Origin of the sequence: Pseudomonas sp. BRM28 (assembly GCF_002939405.1) — a bacterium.
Lineage (GTDB): Bacteria > Pseudomonadota > Gammaproteobacteria > Pseudomonadales > Pseudomonadaceae > Aquipseudomonas > Aquipseudomonas palmensis.
This window is the reverse complement of sequence record NZ_PEFV01000001.1, coordinates 1,098,424-1,115,956: the sequence shown is the minus strand read 5'-3', so window position 1 is coordinate 1,115,956 and position 17,533 is coordinate 1,098,424. Positions and strand designations below refer to the sequence as shown.

Annotated in this window: 17 protein-coding genes; 4 read left to right on the top strand and 13 right to left on the bottom strand. The window is 63.8% G+C overall.

The features are described from left to right. Positions 1-12 precede the first annotated feature (12 nt). Complete coding sequence (locus tag CR917_RS05310) at positions 13-3,060, top strand: multidrug efflux RND transporter permease subunit (RefSeq protein WP_054914825.1); 3,048 nt, start codon at positions 13-15, stop codon at positions 3,058-3,060. An 81-nt stretch (positions 3,061-3,141) separates the two neighbouring features. Here CR917_RS05310 and CR917_RS05305 read toward each other — a convergent pair whose 3' ends face one another. The 5 genes from CR917_RS05305 to colR form a co-directional block, all read right to left on the bottom strand. Further along, positions 3,142-3,369 carry a hypothetical protein gene (locus tag CR917_RS05305; RefSeq protein WP_043862096.1) on the bottom strand — a complete coding sequence of 76 codons (228 nt, stop codon included), beginning with the start codon at positions 3,367-3,369 and terminating at the stop codon, positions 3,142-3,144. Further along, on the bottom strand, positions 3,366-4,079 hold the full coding sequence (locus tag CR917_RS05300; RefSeq protein WP_043862095.1) for a lipopolysaccharide kinase InaA family protein: 714 nt from the start codon (positions 4,077-4,079) through the stop codon (positions 3,366-3,368). Before CR917_RS05300 ends, CR917_RS05305 begins: the two co-directional genes overlap by 4 nt. A 4-nt stretch (positions 4,080-4,083) precedes the next feature. Continuing rightward, positions 4,084-4,764: a class I SAM-dependent methyltransferase gene (locus CR917_RS05295; RefSeq protein WP_043862094.1), complete on the bottom strand. Its 681-nt coding sequence runs from the start codon at positions 4,762-4,764 to the stop codon at positions 4,084-4,086. Positions 4,765-4,861: 97 nt separating this feature from the next. Next, on the bottom strand, positions 4,862-6,163 hold the full coding sequence (locus tag CR917_RS05290) for a HAMP domain-containing sensor histidine kinase (protein WP_043862093.1): 1,302 nt from the start codon (positions 6,161-6,163) through the stop codon (positions 4,862-4,864). Next, positions 6,153-6,836: a two-component system response regulator ColR gene (gene colR / locus CR917_RS05285; RefSeq protein ID WP_043862092.1), complete on the bottom strand. Its 684-nt coding sequence runs from the start codon at positions 6,834-6,836 to the stop codon at positions 6,153-6,155. The genes CR917_RS05290 and colR overlap by 11 nt, the downstream gene beginning before the upstream one ends. Before the next feature lie 180 nt (positions 6,837-7,016). On the opposite strand from colR, the gene CR917_RS05280 reads away from it, so the two are divergent. After that, complete coding sequence (locus CR917_RS05280) at positions 7,017-7,772, top strand: phosphatase PAP2 family protein (RefSeq protein WP_078479532.1); 756 nt, start codon at positions 7,017-7,019, stop codon at positions 7,770-7,772. Between the two features lie 87 nt (positions 7,773-7,859). Here CR917_RS05280 and groL read toward each other — a convergent pair whose 3' ends face one another. The 5 genes from groL to CR917_RS05250 all read right to left on the bottom strand — a co-directional run bounded on the left by groL (position 7,860) and on the right by CR917_RS05250 (position 12,475). Continuing rightward, positions 7,860-9,509 (bottom strand): chaperonin GroEL, encoded by a 1,650-nt coding sequence (gene groL, locus CR917_RS05275; RefSeq protein WP_043862090.1) that lies wholly within the window; start codon positions 9,507-9,509, stop codon positions 7,860-7,862. Between the two features lie 46 nt (positions 9,510-9,555). After that, positions 9,556-9,849: a co-chaperone GroES gene (locus tag CR917_RS05270; RefSeq protein ID WP_009050540.1), complete on the bottom strand. Its 294-nt coding sequence runs from the start codon at positions 9,847-9,849 to the stop codon at positions 9,556-9,558. 261 nt (positions 9,850-10,110) lie between these two features. Next, positions 10,111-10,569, bottom strand: coding sequence for an FxsA family protein (locus tag CR917_RS05260; RefSeq protein ID WP_054914827.1), 459 nt, complete (start codon positions 10,567-10,569; stop codon positions 10,111-10,113). A gap of 66 nt (positions 10,570-10,635) precedes the next feature. Then, on the bottom strand, positions 10,636-11,367 hold the full coding sequence (locus CR917_RS05255) for a HugZ family protein (RefSeq protein ID WP_104571977.1): 732 nt from the start codon (positions 11,365-11,367) through the stop codon (positions 10,636-10,638). A 100-nt stretch (positions 11,368-11,467) separates the two neighbouring features. After that, positions 11,468-12,475 (bottom strand): DUF481 domain-containing protein, encoded by a 1,008-nt coding sequence (locus CR917_RS05250; protein ID WP_043862087.1) that lies wholly within the window; start codon positions 12,473-12,475, stop codon positions 11,468-11,470. Positions 12,476-12,618: 143 nt separating this feature from the next. Here CR917_RS05250 and CR917_RS05245 point away from each other — a divergent pair, with 143 nt between their 5' ends. Beyond that, a complete protein-coding gene (locus tag CR917_RS05245) occupies positions 12,619-12,972 on the top strand; it encodes an MGMT family protein (RefSeq protein ID WP_043862086.1) in 354 nt (117 codons plus the stop codon). Positions 12,973-13,015: 43 nt separating this feature from the next. Further along, entirely contained in the window at positions 13,016-14,569 is a 1,554-nt protein-coding gene (locus CR917_RS05240; RefSeq protein WP_043862085.1) for an AmpG family muropeptide MFS transporter, read from the top strand. Here CR917_RS05240 and CR917_RS05235 read toward each other — a convergent pair. The 3 genes from CR917_RS05235 to CR917_RS05225 all read right to left on the bottom strand — a co-directional run bounded on the left by CR917_RS05235 (position 14,566) and on the right by CR917_RS05225 (position 17,454). Then, positions 14,566-15,810: an MFS transporter gene (locus CR917_RS05235; protein ID WP_104571976.1), complete on the bottom strand. Its 1,245-nt coding sequence runs from the start codon at positions 15,808-15,810 to the stop codon at positions 14,566-14,568. The genes CR917_RS05240 and CR917_RS05235 overlap by 4 nt on opposite strands. Positions 15,811-16,005: 195 nt before the next feature. Further along, entirely contained in the window at positions 16,006-16,851 is an 846-nt protein-coding gene (locus tag CR917_RS05230; RefSeq protein ID WP_043862083.1) for a mechanosensitive ion channel family protein, read from the bottom strand. 117 nt (positions 16,852-16,968) lie between these two features. Continuing rightward, positions 16,969-17,454 carry a YajQ family cyclic di-GMP-binding protein gene (locus CR917_RS05225; RefSeq protein WP_043862082.1) on the bottom strand — a complete coding sequence of 162 codons (486 nt, stop codon included), beginning with the start codon at positions 17,452-17,454 and terminating at the stop codon, positions 16,969-16,971. Positions 17,455-17,533: the final 79 nt, after the last annotated feature.

Genomic DNA, 17,533 nt, shown 5'->3' with positions numbered 1-17,533 from the left:
CAAGGAACCGCCATGGCCTTTACCGACCCGTTCATCCGTCGCCCGGTGCTGGCCAGCGTGGTCAGCCTGCTGATCGTGCTGCTGGGGTTTCAGGCCTGGAGCAAACTGCCGATCCGCCAGTACCCGCAGATGGAAAACGCCCTGATCACGGTGACCACCGCCTACCCAGGGGCCAACGCCGAAACCATCCAGGGCTACATCACCCAGCCCCTGCAGCAGAGCCTGGCCAGTGCCGAAGGCATTGACTACATGACCTCGGTGAGCCGGCAGAATTTTTCGGTGATCTCGATCTACGCGCGCATCGGCTCCGACAGCGACCGGCTGTTCACCGAGCTGCTGGCCAAGGCCAACGAGGTCAAGAACAAGCTGCCCCAGGACGCCGAGGACCCGGTGCTGAGCAAGGAGGCCGCCGATGCCTCGGCGCTGATGTACATCAGCTTCTACAGCAAGGAGCTGAGCAACCCGCAGATCACCGACTACCTGTCGCGGGTGATCCAGCCCAAGCTCGCTACCCTGCCCGGCATGGCCGAAGCCGAGATTCTCGGCAACCAGGTGTTCGCCATGCGCCTGTGGATCGACCCGGTGAAGCTGGCCGGCTACGGCCTGAGCGCCGGCGATGTGACTGCCGCGGTGCGCCGCTACAACTTCCTGTCCGCCGCCGGCGAGGTCAAGGGCCAGTACGTGGTCACCAGCATCAACGCCACCACCGAACTCAAGTCGGCCGAAGCCTTCGCCGCCATCCCGCTCAAGACCAAGGGCGACAGCCGCGTGCTGCTGGGCGATGTGGCACGGGTGGAGATGGGCGCGGAGAACTACGACACGGTCAGCTCGTTCGACGGCACGCCGTCGGTGTACATCGGCATCAAGGCCACCCCGGCCGCCAACCCGCTGGACGTGATCAAGGAGGTGCGCAAGCTGATGCCGGAGCTGGAAGCGCAGTTGCCGCCCAACCTCAAGGCCTCCATCGCCTATGACGCCACGCTGTTCATCCAGGCCTCCATCGACGAGGTGGTCAAGACCCTGGTCGAGGCGGTGCTGATCGTGATCGTGGTGGTGTTCCTGTTTCTCGGCGCGCTGCGCTCGGTGCTGATCCCGGTGATCACCATCCCGCTGTCGATGATCGGCGTGCTGTTCTTCATGCAATTGATGGGCTACTCGCTGAACCTGTTGACGCTGCTGGCGATGGTGTTGGCCATCGGCCTGGTGGTGGACGATGCGATCGTGGTGGTGGAGAACATCCACCGCCATATCGAGGAGGGCAAGACGCCGTTCGACGCCGCGCTGGAAGGCGCCCGGGAGATCGCCATGCCGGTGGTCTCGATGACCATCACCCTGGCGGCGGTGTACGCCCCCATCGGTTTCCTGGAGGGCCTCACCGGGGCCCTGTTCAAGGAGTTCGCCCTGACCCTGGCAGGGGCCGTGGTGATTTCCGGCATCGTCGCGCTGACCCTGTCGCCGATGATGTGTGCCCTGCTGCTGCGCCCGGAGCAGAACCCCAGCGGCCTGGCCCATCGCCTCGACCAGCTGTTCGAGCGGCTCAAGCGCCGCTACCAGACGCTTTTGCACGGCACCCTCGAGACCCGGCCGGTGGTGATCGTGTTCGCCCTGATCGTGCTGTGCCTGATCCCGGTGTTTCTGATGTTCAGCAAGAACGAGCTGGCCCCGGACGAAGACCAGGGCATCATCTTCATGATGGCCACCGCCCCGCAACCGGCCAACCTCGATTACCTGAACGCCTACACCGACGAGTTCATCACGATCTTCAAGTCATTCCCCGAGTACTACTCCTCGTTCCAGATCAACGGCTTCAACGGCGTGCAATCGGGCATCGGCGGCTTTCTGCTCAAGCCGTGGAACCAGCGCAGCCGCACCCAGATGGAGTTGCTGCCCGAGGTGCAGGCCAAGCTGGCGACCATCAGCGGCCTGCAGATCTTCGGCTTCAACCTGCCCTCCCTGCCGGGCACCGGCGAAGGCCTGCCATTCGCCTTCGTGATCAACACGCCGAATGACTACGTGTCGTTGCTGGAAGTGGCGCAACGGGTCAAGGACCGCGCCCAGGCCTCGGGCAAGTTCGCCTTCCTGGACATCGACCTGGCATTCGACAAGCCGGAGGTGGTGGTGGATATCGACCGGGCCAAGGCGGCGCAGATGGGGGTGTCGATGGATGCCCTGGGCGGCACCCTGGCCACGCTGCTGGGCGAGGCCGAGATCAACCGCTTCACCATCGAGGGGCGCAGCTACAAGGTGATCGCCCAGGTCGAGCAGGCCTACCGCGACAACCCCGGCTGGCTGAACAACTACTACGTGAAGAACGAGCAGGGCCGGATGCTGCCGCTGTCGACCCTGATCAGCGTCAGCGACCGCGCGCGGCCGCGCCAGCTCAACCAGTTCCAGCAGCTGAACTCGGCGATCATCCAGGGCTTCCCGCTGGTGAGCATGGGCGAGGCCCTGGAGACGGTGCGCAGCATCGCCCAGCAGGAGGCACCGGCAGGCTTCGCCTTCGACTACAGCGGGCAGGCACGTCAGTTCGTGCAGGAAGGCAGTGCGCTGTGGGTGACCTTCGGCCTGGCGCTGGCGATCATCTTTCTGGTGCTGGCGGCGCAGTTCGAGAGTTTCCGCGACCCGCTGGTGATCCTGGTGACGGTGCCCCTGTCGATCTGTGGAGCATTGATCCCGCTGTTTCTGGGGTGGTCGAGCATGAACATCTACACCCAAGTGGGGCTGGTGACGCTGATCGGGCTGATCAGCAAGCACGGCATCCTGATCGTCGAGTTCGCCAACCAGTTGCGCCTGCACAAGGGGCTGACTGCGCGGGATGCCGTAGAGGAAGCGGCAGCGATACGCCTGCGGCCGGTGCTGATGACCACGGCGGCGATGGTATTCGGCATGGTGCCGCTGATACTGGCGACGGGCGCCGGGGCGGTGAGTCGGTTCGACATCGGCATGGTGATCGCCACCGGGATGTCGGTGGGCACGCTGTTCACGTTGTTCGTGTTGCCGTGCGTGTATACGTTGCTGGCCAGGAAGGAAATGCCAAGTACGGCGCTGGAATCGAGTTGAACGCATCGCGGGTCAAGCCCGCTCCCGCAAGGATCACTGCAACCCTGTGGGAGCGGGCTTGACCCGCGTCGATACACTTCATCACCCGTTGGAGCGCAGCCCCCGGCTCATGCCGAACAGGAACAACAGCAGGTCATGGTCCGGTTGCGCCGTGACGACCGGCTTGGCCGTCCGTGGCAGCGGACACTGCGCGCCCAGGTCGATGGAACTGAGCACCTGCGGACGCGGCTCCTCCCACGCGGCGAAAGCCACCGAAGCCACCGCCAACGCCACAAGCAGAAACAAACCTCGTGCTATTTCTAGTTTCATTGCTCTAAACCTTTGACAGCGCTGCCAAACGCCACTTCGTAAAAGTAGAGCAACTTCTTCCAGTCCGCATCGTTCCACGACGAATGGCGGCGCAGTTGCTTCAGGTCATTGGCGGCCGCACGCTGGCAGCTGATGCGCCGGCGGCACTTCTCCAGGTCCAGCAAGGCGACCTCGGCACGCGCATCCGCGCCCTCGCCGGTCACCTTCACGAAAATATGCTTGCTGTACAGGCAGCCATGCTGCCAGTGCCCGCGGTGCATGCGCGCCAGGTTGCCGGCCAGGTCCTCGAGCACCCGGTCGTGCAGCGCCTCGCCGTGCTGCTCGCGCCCGCCGCCGGCGTACCACAGGTCGATCTCCTCGAAACCGTCCAGCGCCTCGCTGACCAGCAGCGCCCGCCACTGGTGCTGGGCATCGCGCTCCACGCCGCAATAGACGATATGCGGCACCCGCACGCCCAACTGCTCGAAACTGCTCAGGGCAGCGAACTCACGCAATACCGTGGGGCGACCGAAGGGGTGCAGCAGGCTGCGGTAGATATGCCCGACCTGGCGCTTGGCATAAAGCAGATGGCCCGTCTCGTCGCTCAGGCGCTGCACGCCGCTTTCGCCGCCACGCCGCTGGTTGGGTGCCTCCACCCATTCGCCCTGGCGCTGCCAGAAGTAATCGAATTGATCCGAGACCGCCGTACCGCCCGTTCCTTCCACAGCCATTCCTTCACCCCTTGCGCAATACGTAAACTCGCCACATCGCATAGAACGGCAAAAAGTCCATTCGTTCCTGAATACGGAAACCTGCGGCCTCGAACTCCTGTTCAACCGTAGCAGCTGGTAACACAAAACGGTTCTGGTAACTGCCATCGGCCTGCCCGTTGTTACGGCGTGCTTCCAGGCGTTTACGCCGCCAGGCCTTGATGTTGCCGTCCACCCACAACGAGATGATCACGCTGTCGCGGCTAACCCGTTGAAACTCCGAAAGAATCGCCTTGCGATGGGCCGCTTCGCCAATGTGGTGGAACAGCCGCATGCAGAAAATGCTGTCTACCGCGTTGTCCGGCAGATCGATGGCGAAGGCTGATGTCTGCAAGGGCCGTACCCGTTTGACCACTTCTGCCGGTTGCGACCCGCAGGCGATCTGCAGCATGGCGGCGGAATTGTCGGCGCCGATGATCACGCGGTTGGCCTTTTCGGCCAGCAGCGGCCAGAAACGGCCGGCACCGCTGGGCAGGTCCAGCACCAGGCCAGGCTCGCCGGCCAGCGCCAGGGCACGCCGGGCCAATTGCTCGTCACGCTGGTGGGACAAGCGGCGGGCAATGCCGTCCTGGTGCTTGTGCAGGTACTGTTGAGCGTGCTGCTCGTCGTACTTTTCGGAAAACTTGAGCTTGATGGGACTGCGCATGGTGCATCTCCTGACTCCAATGCCGCCTACCTTAAGCAGGGCGACGTTGGCGTCAGGTCATGCGAACGTGAAAAAAATGTCAGGTTGCGTCGCTAAGTTACAAGGTGTTTCCGGAGGCCTGCGACCCGGCCGTGCCCAATTTCACATGGAACCGGCAACCATGGGGTTCGGCGGCGCTCAGGCTGACGCTCCAGCCCTGGTCCTCGCAGATCCGCTGCACCAGCGACAGGCCCAGCCCGAGCCCTTCCCCGCGTTTTTCGCCGCCGCGCACGAACGGCTGGAACATGGCCTCGCGATGCTCCTCGGGAATTCCCACGCCGCTGTCCTCGACGGTGAAGCCATCGGGCTCCAGGGTGAGGCGGATGTACCCCTGGTCGGTGTAGTGCGCCGCATTGCGCAGCAGGTTGCCCATCACCGATTGCAGGAACGTGGCGTTGTACAGGGTCGGCAGCGCGCCGGTGTCGTGGTAGGTGAGGGTAAGCCCCTTCTGCTCGATGGTGTCGCGCCAGACGCCGATCAGTTCGTTGCCCACCTCGCGCAGGCTTGCCCGCGAAGCGACGGCACCCTCGTCGCGCTGGGCGCGGGCGAGCATGAGGAAGGTCTGCACCAGCTCGCGCATTTCTTCGGTGGCCCGCGAAATGCGCTCGACCTGGGCGCGGGCGCGATTGTCGATGGCCGGGTTCTCCAGCAGTAGCTCGCACGAGCTGGCCAGCACCATCAGGGGCGTGCGCAGTTCATGGCTGACATCGCTGGTGAACAGCCGCTCGCGGGTCAGTGCATCGCGCAGGCGCCCCAGGGTGGCGTCGAAGGCCACCGCCAGTTGCCCCACTTCGTCGGCCGCGTAGTCCGGCGCCAGGGGCGGCGCCAGGCCCAGCAACTGGTCGCGGTGGCGCACCTGGCGCGCCAGCCGGATCACCGGGGCCATGACCCGCCGTGCCAGCACCCAGCCGAGGAACACCGCCAGTGCCAGGCTGAGCACGAAGCCCACCACCACCACGGCGAACAGCACACGCTCGCGTTCTTCGAAATCGCTCTGGTCCTGCAGCAGCACGTAGTGCCGCCCGTCCACCACCTCGACCATGGCGTGGTACGACAGGTGCTCGCGAAACACTTCGTGAAACCCCGGGGTGAGGTGGCGCAGGTCCTTGGGCAGGTCGAAGTCGTCGCGCCCGCCACTGTAGTAGAACAACTGGTCGGGCCGCGGGCGGTGGCTCCACTCCGATACGCTGTCCATCAGCAGCATGCGCTTGAGGTCGCCCCCCAGTACCGAGGAGATCAGGCGCTCTTCCACCAGGTGCACGGTGGCCACGATGCCGAAGGCGAAGGCCCCGGCCACCAGCGCGCTCATCAGCGCGAAGGCGATGATGATGCGCTGGGCAAGGCTTTGCTTAAACTCCATCACGACCCTCGGCCAGTCGATAGCCAACACCGTGCACGGTATGCAGCAGGGGCTTGTCGAATGGCTTGTCGATCACCTGGCGCAACTGGTGGACGTGGCTGCGCAGGCTGTCGCTGTCGGGGCAGTCGTCGCCCCACAGGGCTTCTTCCAGTACCTCGCGGCGCAGCACGTGGGGGCTCTTCTGCATCAGCACTGCAAGCAGCTTGAGGCCGACCGGGTTGAGCTTGAGGAACTTGCCCTGGCGGGTGACCTCCAGGGTGTCGAGGTCGTAGCTCAGGTCGCCGACGTTCAGGCTGCGCCGGCCACCGCCCTGGGCCCGGCGCAGCACAGCTTCGATGCGCGCGGCCAGTTCCGACAGGGCGAACGGCTTGAGCAGGTAGTCGTCGGCGCCGGAGCGAAAGCCCTGCAGGCGGTCGTCGAGCTGGTCGCGGGCGGTCAGCATGATCACCGGGGTATCGCGCCGGGCATCCTCGCGCAGGCGCTTGCACAGCGTGTAGCCGTCGATGCCGGGCAGCATGATGTCGAGCACGATCAGGTCGTAGTGCTCGGTGGCAGCCAGGTGCAGGCCCGACAGGCCGTCCTGGGCGCAGTCGACGGTGTAGCCCTTGAGGCCCAGGTAATCGGCCAGGTTGGCCAGGATATCGCGGTTGTCTTCAACCAGTAGAATTCGCATCGGTACCTCTCCCCGTCCTCGTTTGCCTGCTTGGCAGGCGCAGCTTAAGGCCATCGCCCAGGCCCCGCCAGCGCCGCATGGATTTAATCGCAACTGACATTTTTTTCACCCCAGCTTCACACATAGCGTAGGCGCGCCGGCACACAATCGGCAGTTTCCATTGCCTGCCTGGACCCTGCCATGCCTGCCACTCCCCCTTTGCCCGCGTCCCGCCCGCTGAACCTGTGGATTGCCCTGGGCATTCCGCTGCTGACCGCCGTGTGCCTGATCCTGCTGGAGCTGACCGACCTGGACATGGCCCTGGCCAACCTCGCGTTCGACCCGCAGGCGGGCCAGTTCATCGGTCGTCACAGCTATTTTCTCGAAGACATCCTGCATGACCGCGCCAAGGAGCTGGTGATCCTGTTCGCGGTGCTGGCCATCGTCGGCTTTGCCGCCAGCTTTGTGCTGCAGCCCCTCAAGAGCTGGCGCCGGGAACTGGGTTGCCTGGTGCTGGCGATGGGCCTGTCGACCGGCTTCGTGACGCCGCTCAAGGCCGCGACGGCGGTGCAGTGCCCCTGGAGCCTGAGCGAATTCGGCGGCCAGGAAACCTACAGCAAGCTGTTAGAGGCCCGCCCCGCCACCGACAAGCCAGGGCGCTGCTGGCCGGGCGGGCATGCGGCCACGGGGTTTACCCTGTTTGCGCTGTTTTTTGTCCTGCGTGATCGCAAGCCACGCCTGGCCAAGGCCGCGCTGGTGTTCGCCTTTGGCCTGGGGGTGGTGTTTTCGGTGGGCAGGATGCTGCAGGGCGCCCACTTCTTTTCGCACAATGTGTGGACAGCGGTGTTCTGCTGGCTGATCGGGTTGGGGTGCTACTGGCTGGTGTTGTATCGCAAGCCGTCACTGGCCGCTTCGCCAGCCAGGCTGGCACCTACAGGATTCGCCGAACGTCTGTAGGAGCCAGCTTTGCTGGCGAAGGGTTTCTGCCAGACATAAAAAAGCCCCGCACAAGGCGGGGCTCTTCTTCAAGCGGGTAAGGCTGGCTTACATCATGCCGCCCATGCCGCCCATGCCACCCATGCCGCCCATGTCAGGCATGCCACCGGCAGCCTTGTCTTCAGGCGCATCGGCAACCATGGCTTCGGTAGTGATCATCAGACCACCGATCGAGGCCGCGGCCTGCAGAGCCGAACGGGTCACCTTGGCAGGGTCCAGGATGCCCATTTCGATCATGTCGCCGTACTCGCCGGTAGCAGCGTTGTAACCGAAGTTGCCCGAACCTTGCTTGACCTTGTCGACTACCACGCTTGGCTCGTCGCCGGCGTTGGCAACGATCTGGCGCAGTGGGGACTCGACGGCGCGACGCAGCAACTGGATACCCACGTTCTGGTCTTCGTTGTCGCCCTTGAGCTCGGCAATGGCCTGCAGCGAGCGAACCAGCGCCACGCCACCGCCAGGTACCACGCCTTCTTCGACGGCTGCGCGGGTAGCGTGCAGGGCGTCTTCAACGCGGGCTTTCTTCTCTTTCATTTCAACTTCGGTGCCGGCACCGACCTTGATCACGGCAACACCGCCAGCCAGCTTGGCCAGACGCTCTTGCAGTTTTTCACGGTCGTAGTCCGAGGAAGTCTCTTCGATCTGGGCACGGATCTGCTTGACGCGTGCTTCGATGTCGGCTTCAACGCCAGCACCGTCGATGATGGTGGTGTTTTCCTTGGACAGGGTCACGCGCTTGGCGTTGCCCAGGTGCTCCAGGGTGGTCGACTCCAGGCTCAGGCCGATTTCTTCGGAGATCACGGTACCGCCGGTCAGAACGGCGATGTCCTGCAGCATGGCCTTGCGGCGGTCGCCGAAGCCAGGTGCCTTGACCGCAGCCACTTTCACGATGCCGCGCATGTTGTTGACCACCAGGGTAGCCAGCGCTTCGCCTTCGACGTCTTCAGCCACGATCAGCAGCGGACGACCGGCCTTGGCAACGGCTTCCAGTACTGGCAGCAGTTCGCGGATGTTGGAGATCTTCTTGTCGACCAGCAGCAGCAGCGGGCCGTCGAGCTCGGCAACCATGGTGTCCGGCTTGTTGACGAAGTAAGGGGACAGGTAGCCACGGTCGAACTGCATGCCTTCTACAACCGACAGTTCGTTTTCCAGGCCCGAGCCTTCTTCGACGGTGATCACGCCTTCTTTACCGACTTTTTCCATGGCTTCGGCAATGATTTCACCGATGGAGGTGTCGGAGTTGGCCGAGATGGTACCGACCTGAGCGATGGCCTTGGAATCGGCGCATGGCTTGGACAGGTTCTTCAGCTCTTTGACGATGGCGATGGTGGCCTTGTCGATACCGCGCTTGAGGTCCATCGGGTTCATGCCGGCAGCAACGGCCTTGAGGCCTTCGCTGACGATGGCCTGAGCCAGAACGGTAGCGGTGGTGGTGCCGTCGCCCGCTTCGTCGTTAGCCTTGGAGGCCACGTCTTTCAGCAGTTGGGCGCCCATGTTCTCGAAGGCGTCCTTGAGTTCGATTTCCTTGGCAACCGAAACACCGTCTTTGGTGATGGTTGGCGCGCCGAAGCTCTTGGCCAGAACCACGTTGCGGCCTTTCGGGCCCAGGGTCGCTTTTACCGCGTCAGCCAGAACGTTGACGCCAACCAGCATTTTCTTACGGGCGGAATCGCCGAATTTTACGTCTTTAGCAGCCATGATCGTTTAATCCTTGAATACTTTGGAGTAACGGGAAACCAGCGGATCAGCCTTCGATAACGGCGAGAATCTCGTTCTCAGCCATTACCAGCAGGTCTTCGCCGTCAACTTTCACAGTGTTGCTGCCCGAGTACGGGCCGAAAACCACCTTGTCACCCACTTTCACGGCCAGCGCGCGCACTTCGCCGTTGTCCAGGATGCGGCCGGTACCCACGGCGACGATTTCGCCACGGTTGGGTTTTTCAGCGGCCGAGCCTGGCAGAACGATACCGCCAGCGGTTTTCGATTCTTCTTCGCTGCGACGGATGACGACGCGGTCATGCAGAGGACGAAGCTTCATTGTCGATCTCTCCTGATAGTGGTTTTCATCGGCCGGTATCGTTACCGGCGTGTTGATGCTTTCGGCGTAGCCGATCGTGGACCGCGGGGCGGGCCACGCATGTATTGTCTGGGGCAAATGCCCAGAAACCTTGCGGTGACCCATACATGAGGTCGGCCAAGGCGATTACAAGGCTTGCCGATGAAAATTTTTGCAGCCCGGCGCGCCAAATGAAAAACGGCCCCGAAGGGCCGTTTCATGCTACGCGGGCGAGCGCTCGCGTCACGGGTCACGCTTTTCGTATTCGCCTTCGATCACATTGGGCTGACGCGGTGCGCCGGGCGGCGCATTGAACGGGTCGTCGCCGAAGGCGCGCTGACGCATGGCCTGGGCTTCGGCGCGCTGGCGCAGCTTGTTGGCCAGCAACCGGCGGCTGAACGGCAACAGCACGATCAGGCCGATCACGTCGCTGATGAAGCCGGGGAGCAACAGCAGACCGCCACCCAGGGCCAGCATCAGGCCGTGGAACATGTCTTCGGCCGGCAATTCGCCGCGCTGCAGGCTCGCCCGCGCACGCAGCGCGGTGGCAAGGCCCGCGACCCGCACCACCAGCACACCGAGGGCCGAGCCCGCGATGATCAGCAGCAGCGCCGGGAAAAATCCGATCGCGGTGCTGACCTTGAAAAACACATACAGCTCGAGCACCGGGAAAAGCAGAAACAGCAGTAGAAAAGCACGCATCAAGGGTTCCTCTACGCAAGATGTCCTTGCAGGTACGACCTTAAATGGTTGCTGGCCGTTGCAATTTCAACCCTCGACCGCCTCGCGATCAGGCCACTGTTCGGCGCGGGCCAGCAAAACCAGGGCTTCGCGTACTTGTATCGGTGTATTGCAAGACCTTGGAAACGCCAGCCAGTGCAGGCCCTGGCCGATGCGCAGGTGCATGCCCTCGGTATCGATCCCTACCAGCGAGGCCGGTGCGCTGGCAGGCAGGCCGCTGAGCTCGACGTAGTGCACGATGGCGTTGGCATGGTCGTCGTTCATGTGCTCGACCATGCTCACCTCGGCCTTGCCGGCGAACGGGTTGGCCAGGGTCACGTCGTCCAGCCAGTGAATCGCGCCGAAGCCGCCGATATAGCGATGGCGCACCGGCCTGAGCACCCAGAAGTCGAAGTCGTGGGCGCTGTGGTACTGGCTCGATTCGGGGAAGTAGCGGTAATAGCGCCCGGCGGCGGCCTCGATGGCCTCGGGGTCGGCCAGCTTGTGGGCCTCGGCCATCACGGTAAGACGACCCACCGCCTGCACGTCCTCGGCATCGCGCTCGCCTACCAGCAGCGAACACTTGGGGTCTTTTTGCAGGTTGTGGGTGTGCTGGGCAATGCGACTGATCAGGATCAGCGGGTTACCGTCGGCGTCCAGGCAGTACGGCACCACGGAACCGAAGGGGAAGCCGGGCATCGATTTGGAATGGGTCGAGAGTACGCCACGGTACTCCTTGAGCAGCAGCTCTCTTGCCTGCCTTGCAGCCTTCGCGCTCACGGGGGTGCTCCTGGGAAAGGTGTGATCGCGACAAGCTAATCATTATCAGTGGCGATTGCCAAGGGGCCTGCAGGCGCCGGCCCCTGAATGCGAAAGCGGTTTACCAGGCCACGCCGAAGCCGACGGTGTAGCGCGTCTTGTCCAGGTCGCTGTCGCTGGTGCCGCTGATGATGTCCTTCTCGGCCTTCAGGTTCAGCGATGCCCATTCGGTGACCTTGTAACGCAGGCCCACCTCGGCATCCAGGCTGTAGTCCGCCACGCCGCCCAGCGGCTTGCCAACCTCGCCGTTGGTGAACAGCTCGACCGACTTGCCGATCAGGTAGCGGTTGTAGTCCCACTTCACGCCCAGCGAATAGAAGTTGTCCTTGCCGCCGTCGCTGTACTCGTAGTCGGTGCGGTTGAGCAGCGAACCCAGCGAGAACGCGCCCAGCTCGTCGTCCCAGAACTGGTAGCCCGGGCCGGTACCGACCGTGCGCTGGCGGGTCAGGTCTTCGATGTGGTCGCGCTTGTAGTTCAGACGCCCCTGCCAGAACCACTGCTCGGTAATGAAGCGGTCCAGCGCGTATTCGGCGCTCCAGTTGTTGGTGGTGGTCGTGTCGTTCTTGGTCTCGCGGTTGTACTCGCCCTCGGCGTTATGCCGCCAGCGACCGTGACGGGCAGTGGTCTTGAAGTCGACGTCGTAGTCGTCACTGTCGGTTTCGGCGCGCTTGTAGTCCAGTGCCAGGTCGATGTTGCCCTTCCACAGCATGTCTTCGACCAGCGGCTTGGGCTTCATGATCTGCTGGATGCTGGCCAGTTCAACCGCCTTGGGCGCCTCGCCATTGGCCAGGATCACCTGGCCGTCTTCACCGGCCTGCAGCGACTTGGCCTTCTCGCCGGTGTAGGCGTCCTGCTTGACCAGCAGTTCCTGGTCGCTCTCCAGGGTCTTGACCTTCTTCCAGTCCAGCGCGATGGAGCCACCGTATTCGGTCTGCAGCACCAGCTTGCCACCGTCGAAGACCTTGATCTTGCCGCTGAGCCGGTCGCCGTTCTTCATCCATACGGTATCGGCCACCGCAGGGGCGCAGACACCGGTCATCACAAGGCACAACAAGGCTCTAGAATACATAGGCAGTACAGAAACTCGGGTTCGCAGAAAAATCGGGCATTATCCAGATACCCGCCAGCAGAACAAGGACTGACCCAGCCAATGCCGATGAGTTCAATTCGTATTTGTGCGCCCTGCCCCCTTCACTGCCCCGCAACGCCCCGATGAGCGCGGCCTTGACCGACGCGCAGCAGCGCGCAGAAGACCGACGGACGGCGCTCTACCTGGTGCTGGGCCAACTGCCGCCAGGCAAGGTGGTCAGCTATGGTGAACTGGCGGCCATCGCCGGCCTGGGCCGCGCGGCGCGCTGGGTGGGGCGCACCCTCAGCCAGTTGCCGAGCGACACTCGCCTGCCCTGGCACCGCGTGCTGGGCGCCGGCGGACGCCTGAGCCTGGCCCTTGGCACGCCCTCCGGGGATGAGCAGCGGGCCCGCCTGCGGGCCGAAGGGGTGACCGTCCGGAACAATCGTGTGGATATGTTGCGCCATGGCTGGCGCCCGATGGAGCACAGCGGTTAGAGTGCGCGCTTTGTTTTCGCAAACTTGAGGCAGATGTTGGCCCATGCCCCGTAAAACCTGGCGCGCTGCGCTCGCTGCCTATGCCAGCCCGTCGACCCTGGTGCTGTTGCTGCTCGGCTTTGCCGCCGGCCTGCCCTATATGTTGGTGTTCTCGACCCTGTCGGTATGGCTGCGCGAAGCCGGGGTTGCCCGTGAAACCATCGGTTATGCCAGCCTGATCGGCCTGGCCTACGCCTTCAAGTGGGTATGGTCGCCACTGCTGGACCAATGGCGCCTGCCATTGCTGGGCAAGCTTGGCCGACGCCGTTCCTGGCTGGTGCTGTCACAGATCCTGGTGGTCATCGGCCTGGTCGGCATGGGCTTTTGCGACCCGCAGAAGCACCTGTCGTGGCTGATCGCGCTGGCGGTGCTGGTGGCCTTCGCCTCGGCCACCCAGGACATCGCCGTGGATGCCTACCGCCTCGAGATCGCCGGCGACCAGCGCCAGGCCGCCCTGGCCGCCAGCTACATGGCCGGCTACCGGGTCGCCGCCCTGCTGGCCACTGCGGGCGCGCTGTTCTTTGCCGAAGGGTTCGGCTCCACCGGCTTCAGCTACAAGCACAGCGCCTGGACCGGCACCTATGTGCTGTTCGGCGTGCTGATGGTGCCCGCCCTGATCACCAGCCTGCTGATGCGCGAGCCGCCCGTACCACTGCGTACCCAGCTGTCGGCGGCGCGCTACGGCTTCGGCCACCAGCTGGCCTCGGTCTTCGTGCTGATCATTCTGCTGGTGTCGGTACCTGCGATGTTCACCCAGCTGTACAACACCGATTTCGCCAGCGTGCTGTTCGAAGGCGCCAGCCTGCTCGACCTGCTGCTTGAAGACCGCGCCTTCCTGCGCGCGATCCTCTACATCACCCTCACCACGCTGTGCCTGTCGTCCATGGGGCGACGCGGGCTGGCCCCGGTGCTGACCCCGGTCAACGACTTCATCGTGCGCTACCGCTGGCAGGCGTTGCTGCTGCTGGGGCTGATCGCCACCTACCGCATGTCGGACACGGTGATGGGCGTGATGGCCAACGTGTTCTATATCGACCAGGGCTTCACCAAGGACCAGATCGCCAGCGTCAGCAAGATCTTCGGCCTGTTCATGACCCTGTTCGGGGCCGGCATGGGCGGCCTGCTGATCGTGCGCTTCGGCATCCTGCCGATCCTGTTCATCGGCGGTGTGACCTCGGCGGCGACCAACCTGCTGTTCCTGATGCTCGCCGACATGGGGCCGAACCTGCAGATGCTGGTGGTGACCATCTCGCTCGACAACTTCAGCTCGGGTCTGGCGACCTCGGCCTTCGTGGCCTACCTGTCGAGCCTGACCAACCTGAAGTTCTCGGCCACCCAGTACGCCCTGCTCAGCTCGATCATGCTGCTGTTGCCGCGCCTGATCGGTGGCTACTCAGGCGTGATGGTCGAGAAGTACGGCTATCACGACTTCTTCCTGATCACCGCGATGCTCGGGGTGCCAACGCTGATCCTGATCGCCTTGCACTGGCACCAGGAACTGCGGCGCGGCAAGCTGGCCCCCGTGGAGCCCGAGACCACCGAGCGCCCCGGAGCCTAGACCAGCGACGCCAGTTCGGCGTCGTCCTGCAGCACCGTGCGCAACGGCCACAGCGCCAGCAACCCGGCGCAACCTGCCGCCAGGGCGAAGCTCAACAGGCTCGCCCCTGCCTCCAGCATCGCCAGCAAGGCGCCGCCCAGGCCCAGCAAGGCGATGGTGATCATGCCCAGCATCGCCGACACCAGGCCCTTGCTCTGCTCGCTGGAGAACAGCGTCATGCGGTACAGCACCGCGTTGGCGATGCCCAGGCCCAGTGCGTACAGCGACATGCCCGCCACCAGGCTGAACACCGAGGGGTACAGCCAGGTGCCCAGCATGGCCGCGCCCAGGCCGATCAGATACGGCCACAGGGCCTTGCGGATCAGCACGCGCAGGCTGTAGCGCTCGGCAATGCGGTTGATGATCAGGTTGCCCGCAATCAGGCCGCCGAACACCGGCAATTGCCACAGTGCATAGTCCAGGGTGCTCAAGCCCTCGTCATGAATCAGCAGCACCGGCGACAGACCGATCCAGCCGATCAGCGGCAGGCCCACCAGGCCCAGGGCAGCGCTGCCGGCAACGAAGCGGCGGTTGCCCAGCAGTTGCCCGTAACCGGCCAGCAAGGGCAGCAGGTGGATGGGCTGGAAGGCCAGGCGCGTACCGTCGCGTCGCTCCACCCCCAGGGTTTCAGGCATGAAGCGGTACAGCGCGCACCAGGTCAGCACGGCGAACCCTGCGAACAGTACGAACAGCCAGCGCCACGACACCCATTCCAGCAGCACGGTGCCTACCAGTGGGCCGAGCAGCGGCGAAAGCAGCGCGATGTTGGCCAGCAGGGCCATCATGCGCACCGCATCCGCCTCGCTGAAGGCTTCGTTCAGGGCCGGGTAGCTGACCGTGACCACAAAGCCCAGGCCAATGCCCTGCAACAGGCGCAGCAGGTTGAACAGCTCGATGCCCTCGACCCAGTAGGTGGCCAGGCAGGCCAGGCAGAAGATGGCGCACCCCCACAGCAGCAGCGGACGCCGCCCGTAGCGGTCGGCCAGCGGGCCGATCAGCCACTGCAGCAGCACACCGCCAAGCAGGTAGAGGTTCAGCGCATGGGGGATGAATTCGGGGCTGGCATTCAGGTCGCCCACCACCGTGGGCATGGCAGGCATCACCACGTCGCTGGCCAGGTAGGTCAGCAATTCGAACAACGCCAGGGTCATGGCGAAACAGAATGCCCGGAACGGGGTGATGTTTATCAGCGGGGTAAGCATGGCAAGGCCTGGCAGGGAAAATCAGCCAGCCTGTATGCCAGAAAAGGCAAAGGTCGGACAGTAACAAGAAGTGAACAAGTGTAATCGGTGCACCCGAATCGCGGGGCAAGCCGCGCTCCCACGCGGTCATCACTGTCTCCAGACACATGATGTACCTGTGGGATCGGGCTTGACCCGCGATGAGCTCGAGGCGTGTTACTGCACGGCCGCTTCCTGCACCACACGGATTACCCGCTGCGGAAACGGGATGTCGATGCCCTCGGCCTTCAACCGGTCGCGCGCATGCTCGTTGAGCATGAACATCACGTCCCAGTAGTCAGCCGTCTTCACCCAGGCTCGCAGCGACACGGTGATCGAGCTGTCGCCCAGTGCCGAAATCACCGCCTGGGGCGCGCCCGGCTCCTGCAGCACCCGTGGGTCATTGGCCAGGTCCAGCAGCACCTTGCGCGCTACCTGCAGATCGGCCTCGTAGTCCACGCCCACATCGAACACCACCTTGCGGGTCGGCTGGCGGTTGGTGTTGGTGATGATGCCGTTGGACAGGCTGCCGTTGGGCAGGATCACCGTCTTGTTGTCACCGGTACGCAGCACCGTGTGGAAGATCTGGATGCTGTCCACGGTACCGCTGACCCCCTGGGCCTCGATCCAGTCGCCCAGGCGGAACGGACGGAACAGCAGGATCAGCACCCCACCGGCGAAGTTCGCCAGGCTGCCCTGCAAGGCCAGGCCGATGGCCAGGCCGGCGGCACCGATGGCGGCCACGAACGAGGTGGTCTCGATGCCGATCATCGAGGCCACGCTGACCACCAGCAGGATCTTCAGAATGATGTTCGCCAGGCTGCTGATGAAGCCTTGCAGCGCCAGGTCGGCGTTGCGCAGGGCCAGCAGCTTGCCCAGGCGGTAGGTGACCTTGTTGATCACCCACCAGCCGATGGCCAGGGTCAGCAGCGCCAGCAACAGGCGACTGCCATATTCCATGATCATCGGGATCCAGGTCTGCGAAGTCCTGACCAGCTGATCCACTTCAGCGTTCAAATCCATAGGTTGTCTCCTGATGCCGGGCGGCAAAAAACGGGGAAAGCGTGGCGCCGCAATCGTTTCAGCGGCCGCAGAAACCTCGGACGCCGAAACGGCGCCAAGGTTCCGGGTACACGGGGATCAGTCGCGGAAGTTGTTGAACTGCAGCGGCATGCCGAACTCCTTGGCACGCAGGGCCGCGATGGCCTCCTGCAGGTCGTCGCGTTTCTTGCCGGTGACACGTACCTGCTCGCCCTGGATGGCGGCCTGGACCTTGAGCTTGGCGTCCTTGATGTGGGCGACGATCTTCTTGGCCAGTTCCTTGTCGATGCCTTCCTTCAGCGTCGCTTCCTGCTTCATCACCTTGCCCGATGCGAAGGCATCCTTGACCTCCAGGCACTGCACGTCGATCTTGCGCTTGACCAGCGCCAGCTTGAGGATGTCGATCATCGCCTCGAGCTGGAACTCGGCCTCGGCGGTGAGGTTGACGGTCAGTTCCTTTTCCTTGAACTCGAAGCTGCCCTTGCCCTTGAGGTCGTAGCGGCGGTCGAGCTCCTTGACCGCGTTTTCCACGGCGTTGGTGACTTCGTGCTTGTCCAGTTCCGATACCACGTCGAACGACGGCATATCCATTCTCCAAAAAAATAAACGCACGCTCATGGGCCCCTGGTCGCAGAGCATGATGGAGCGTGCCGGGTTTGACGGT

Bases quoted from the DNA above. Each gene is read 5' to 3' on its own strand.
- CR917_RS05290 (WP_043862093.1), bottom strand. From the start codon at position 6,163: ATGGAGTTTAAGCAAAGCCTTGCCCAGCGCATCATCATCGCCTTCGCG.
- CR917_RS05300 (WP_043862095.1), bottom strand. From the start codon at position 4,079: ATGGCTGTGGAAGGAACGGGCGGTACGGCGGTCTCGGATCAATTCGAT.
- groL (WP_043862090.1), bottom strand. From the start codon at position 9,509: ATGGCTGCTAAAGACGTAAAATTCGGCGATTCCGCCCGTAAGAAAATG.
- CR917_RS05225 (WP_043862082.1), bottom strand. From the start codon at position 17,454: ATGCCGTCGTTCGACGTGGTATCGGAACTGGACAAGCACGAAGTCACC.
- CR917_RS05270 (WP_009050540.1), bottom strand. From the start codon at position 9,849: ATGAAGCTTCGTCCTCTGCATGACCGCGTCGTCATCCGTCGCAGCGAA.
- CR917_RS05230 (WP_043862083.1), bottom strand. From the start codon at position 16,851: ATGGATTTGAACGCTGAAGTGGATCAGCTGGTCAGGACTTCGCAGACC.
- CR917_RS05280 (WP_078479532.1), top strand. From the start codon at position 7,017: ATGCCTGCCACTCCCCCTTTGCCCGCGTCCCGCCCGCTGAACCTGTGG.
- CR917_RS05250 (WP_043862087.1), bottom strand. From the start codon at position 12,475: ATGTATTCTAGAGCCTTGTTGTGCCTTGTGATGACCGGTGTCTGCGCC.
- CR917_RS05245 (WP_043862086.1), top strand. From the start codon at position 12,619: ATGAGCGCGGCCTTGACCGACGCGCAGCAGCGCGCAGAAGACCGACGG.
- colR (WP_043862092.1), bottom strand. From the start codon at position 6,836: ATGCGAATTCTACTGGTTGAAGACAACCGCGATATCCTGGCCAACCTG.
- CR917_RS05240 (WP_043862085.1), top strand. From the start codon at position 13,016: ATGCCCCGTAAAACCTGGCGCGCTGCGCTCGCTGCCTATGCCAGCCCG.
- CR917_RS05260 (WP_054914827.1), bottom strand. From the start codon at position 10,569: ATGCGTGCTTTTCTACTGCTGTTTCTGCTTTTCCCGGTGCTCGAGCTG.
- CR917_RS05310 (WP_054914825.1), top strand. From the start codon at position 13: ATGGCCTTTACCGACCCGTTCATCCGTCGCCCGGTGCTGGCCAGCGTG.
- CR917_RS05235 (WP_104571976.1), bottom strand. From the start codon at position 15,810: ATGCTTACCCCGCTGATAAACATCACCCCGTTCCGGGCATTCTGTTTC.
- CR917_RS05295 (WP_043862094.1), bottom strand. From the start codon at position 4,764: ATGCGCAGTCCCATCAAGCTCAAGTTTTCCGAAAAGTACGACGAGCAG.
- CR917_RS05305 (WP_043862096.1), bottom strand. From the start codon at position 3,369: ATGAAACTAGAAATAGCACGAGGTTTGTTTCTGCTTGTGGCGTTGGCG.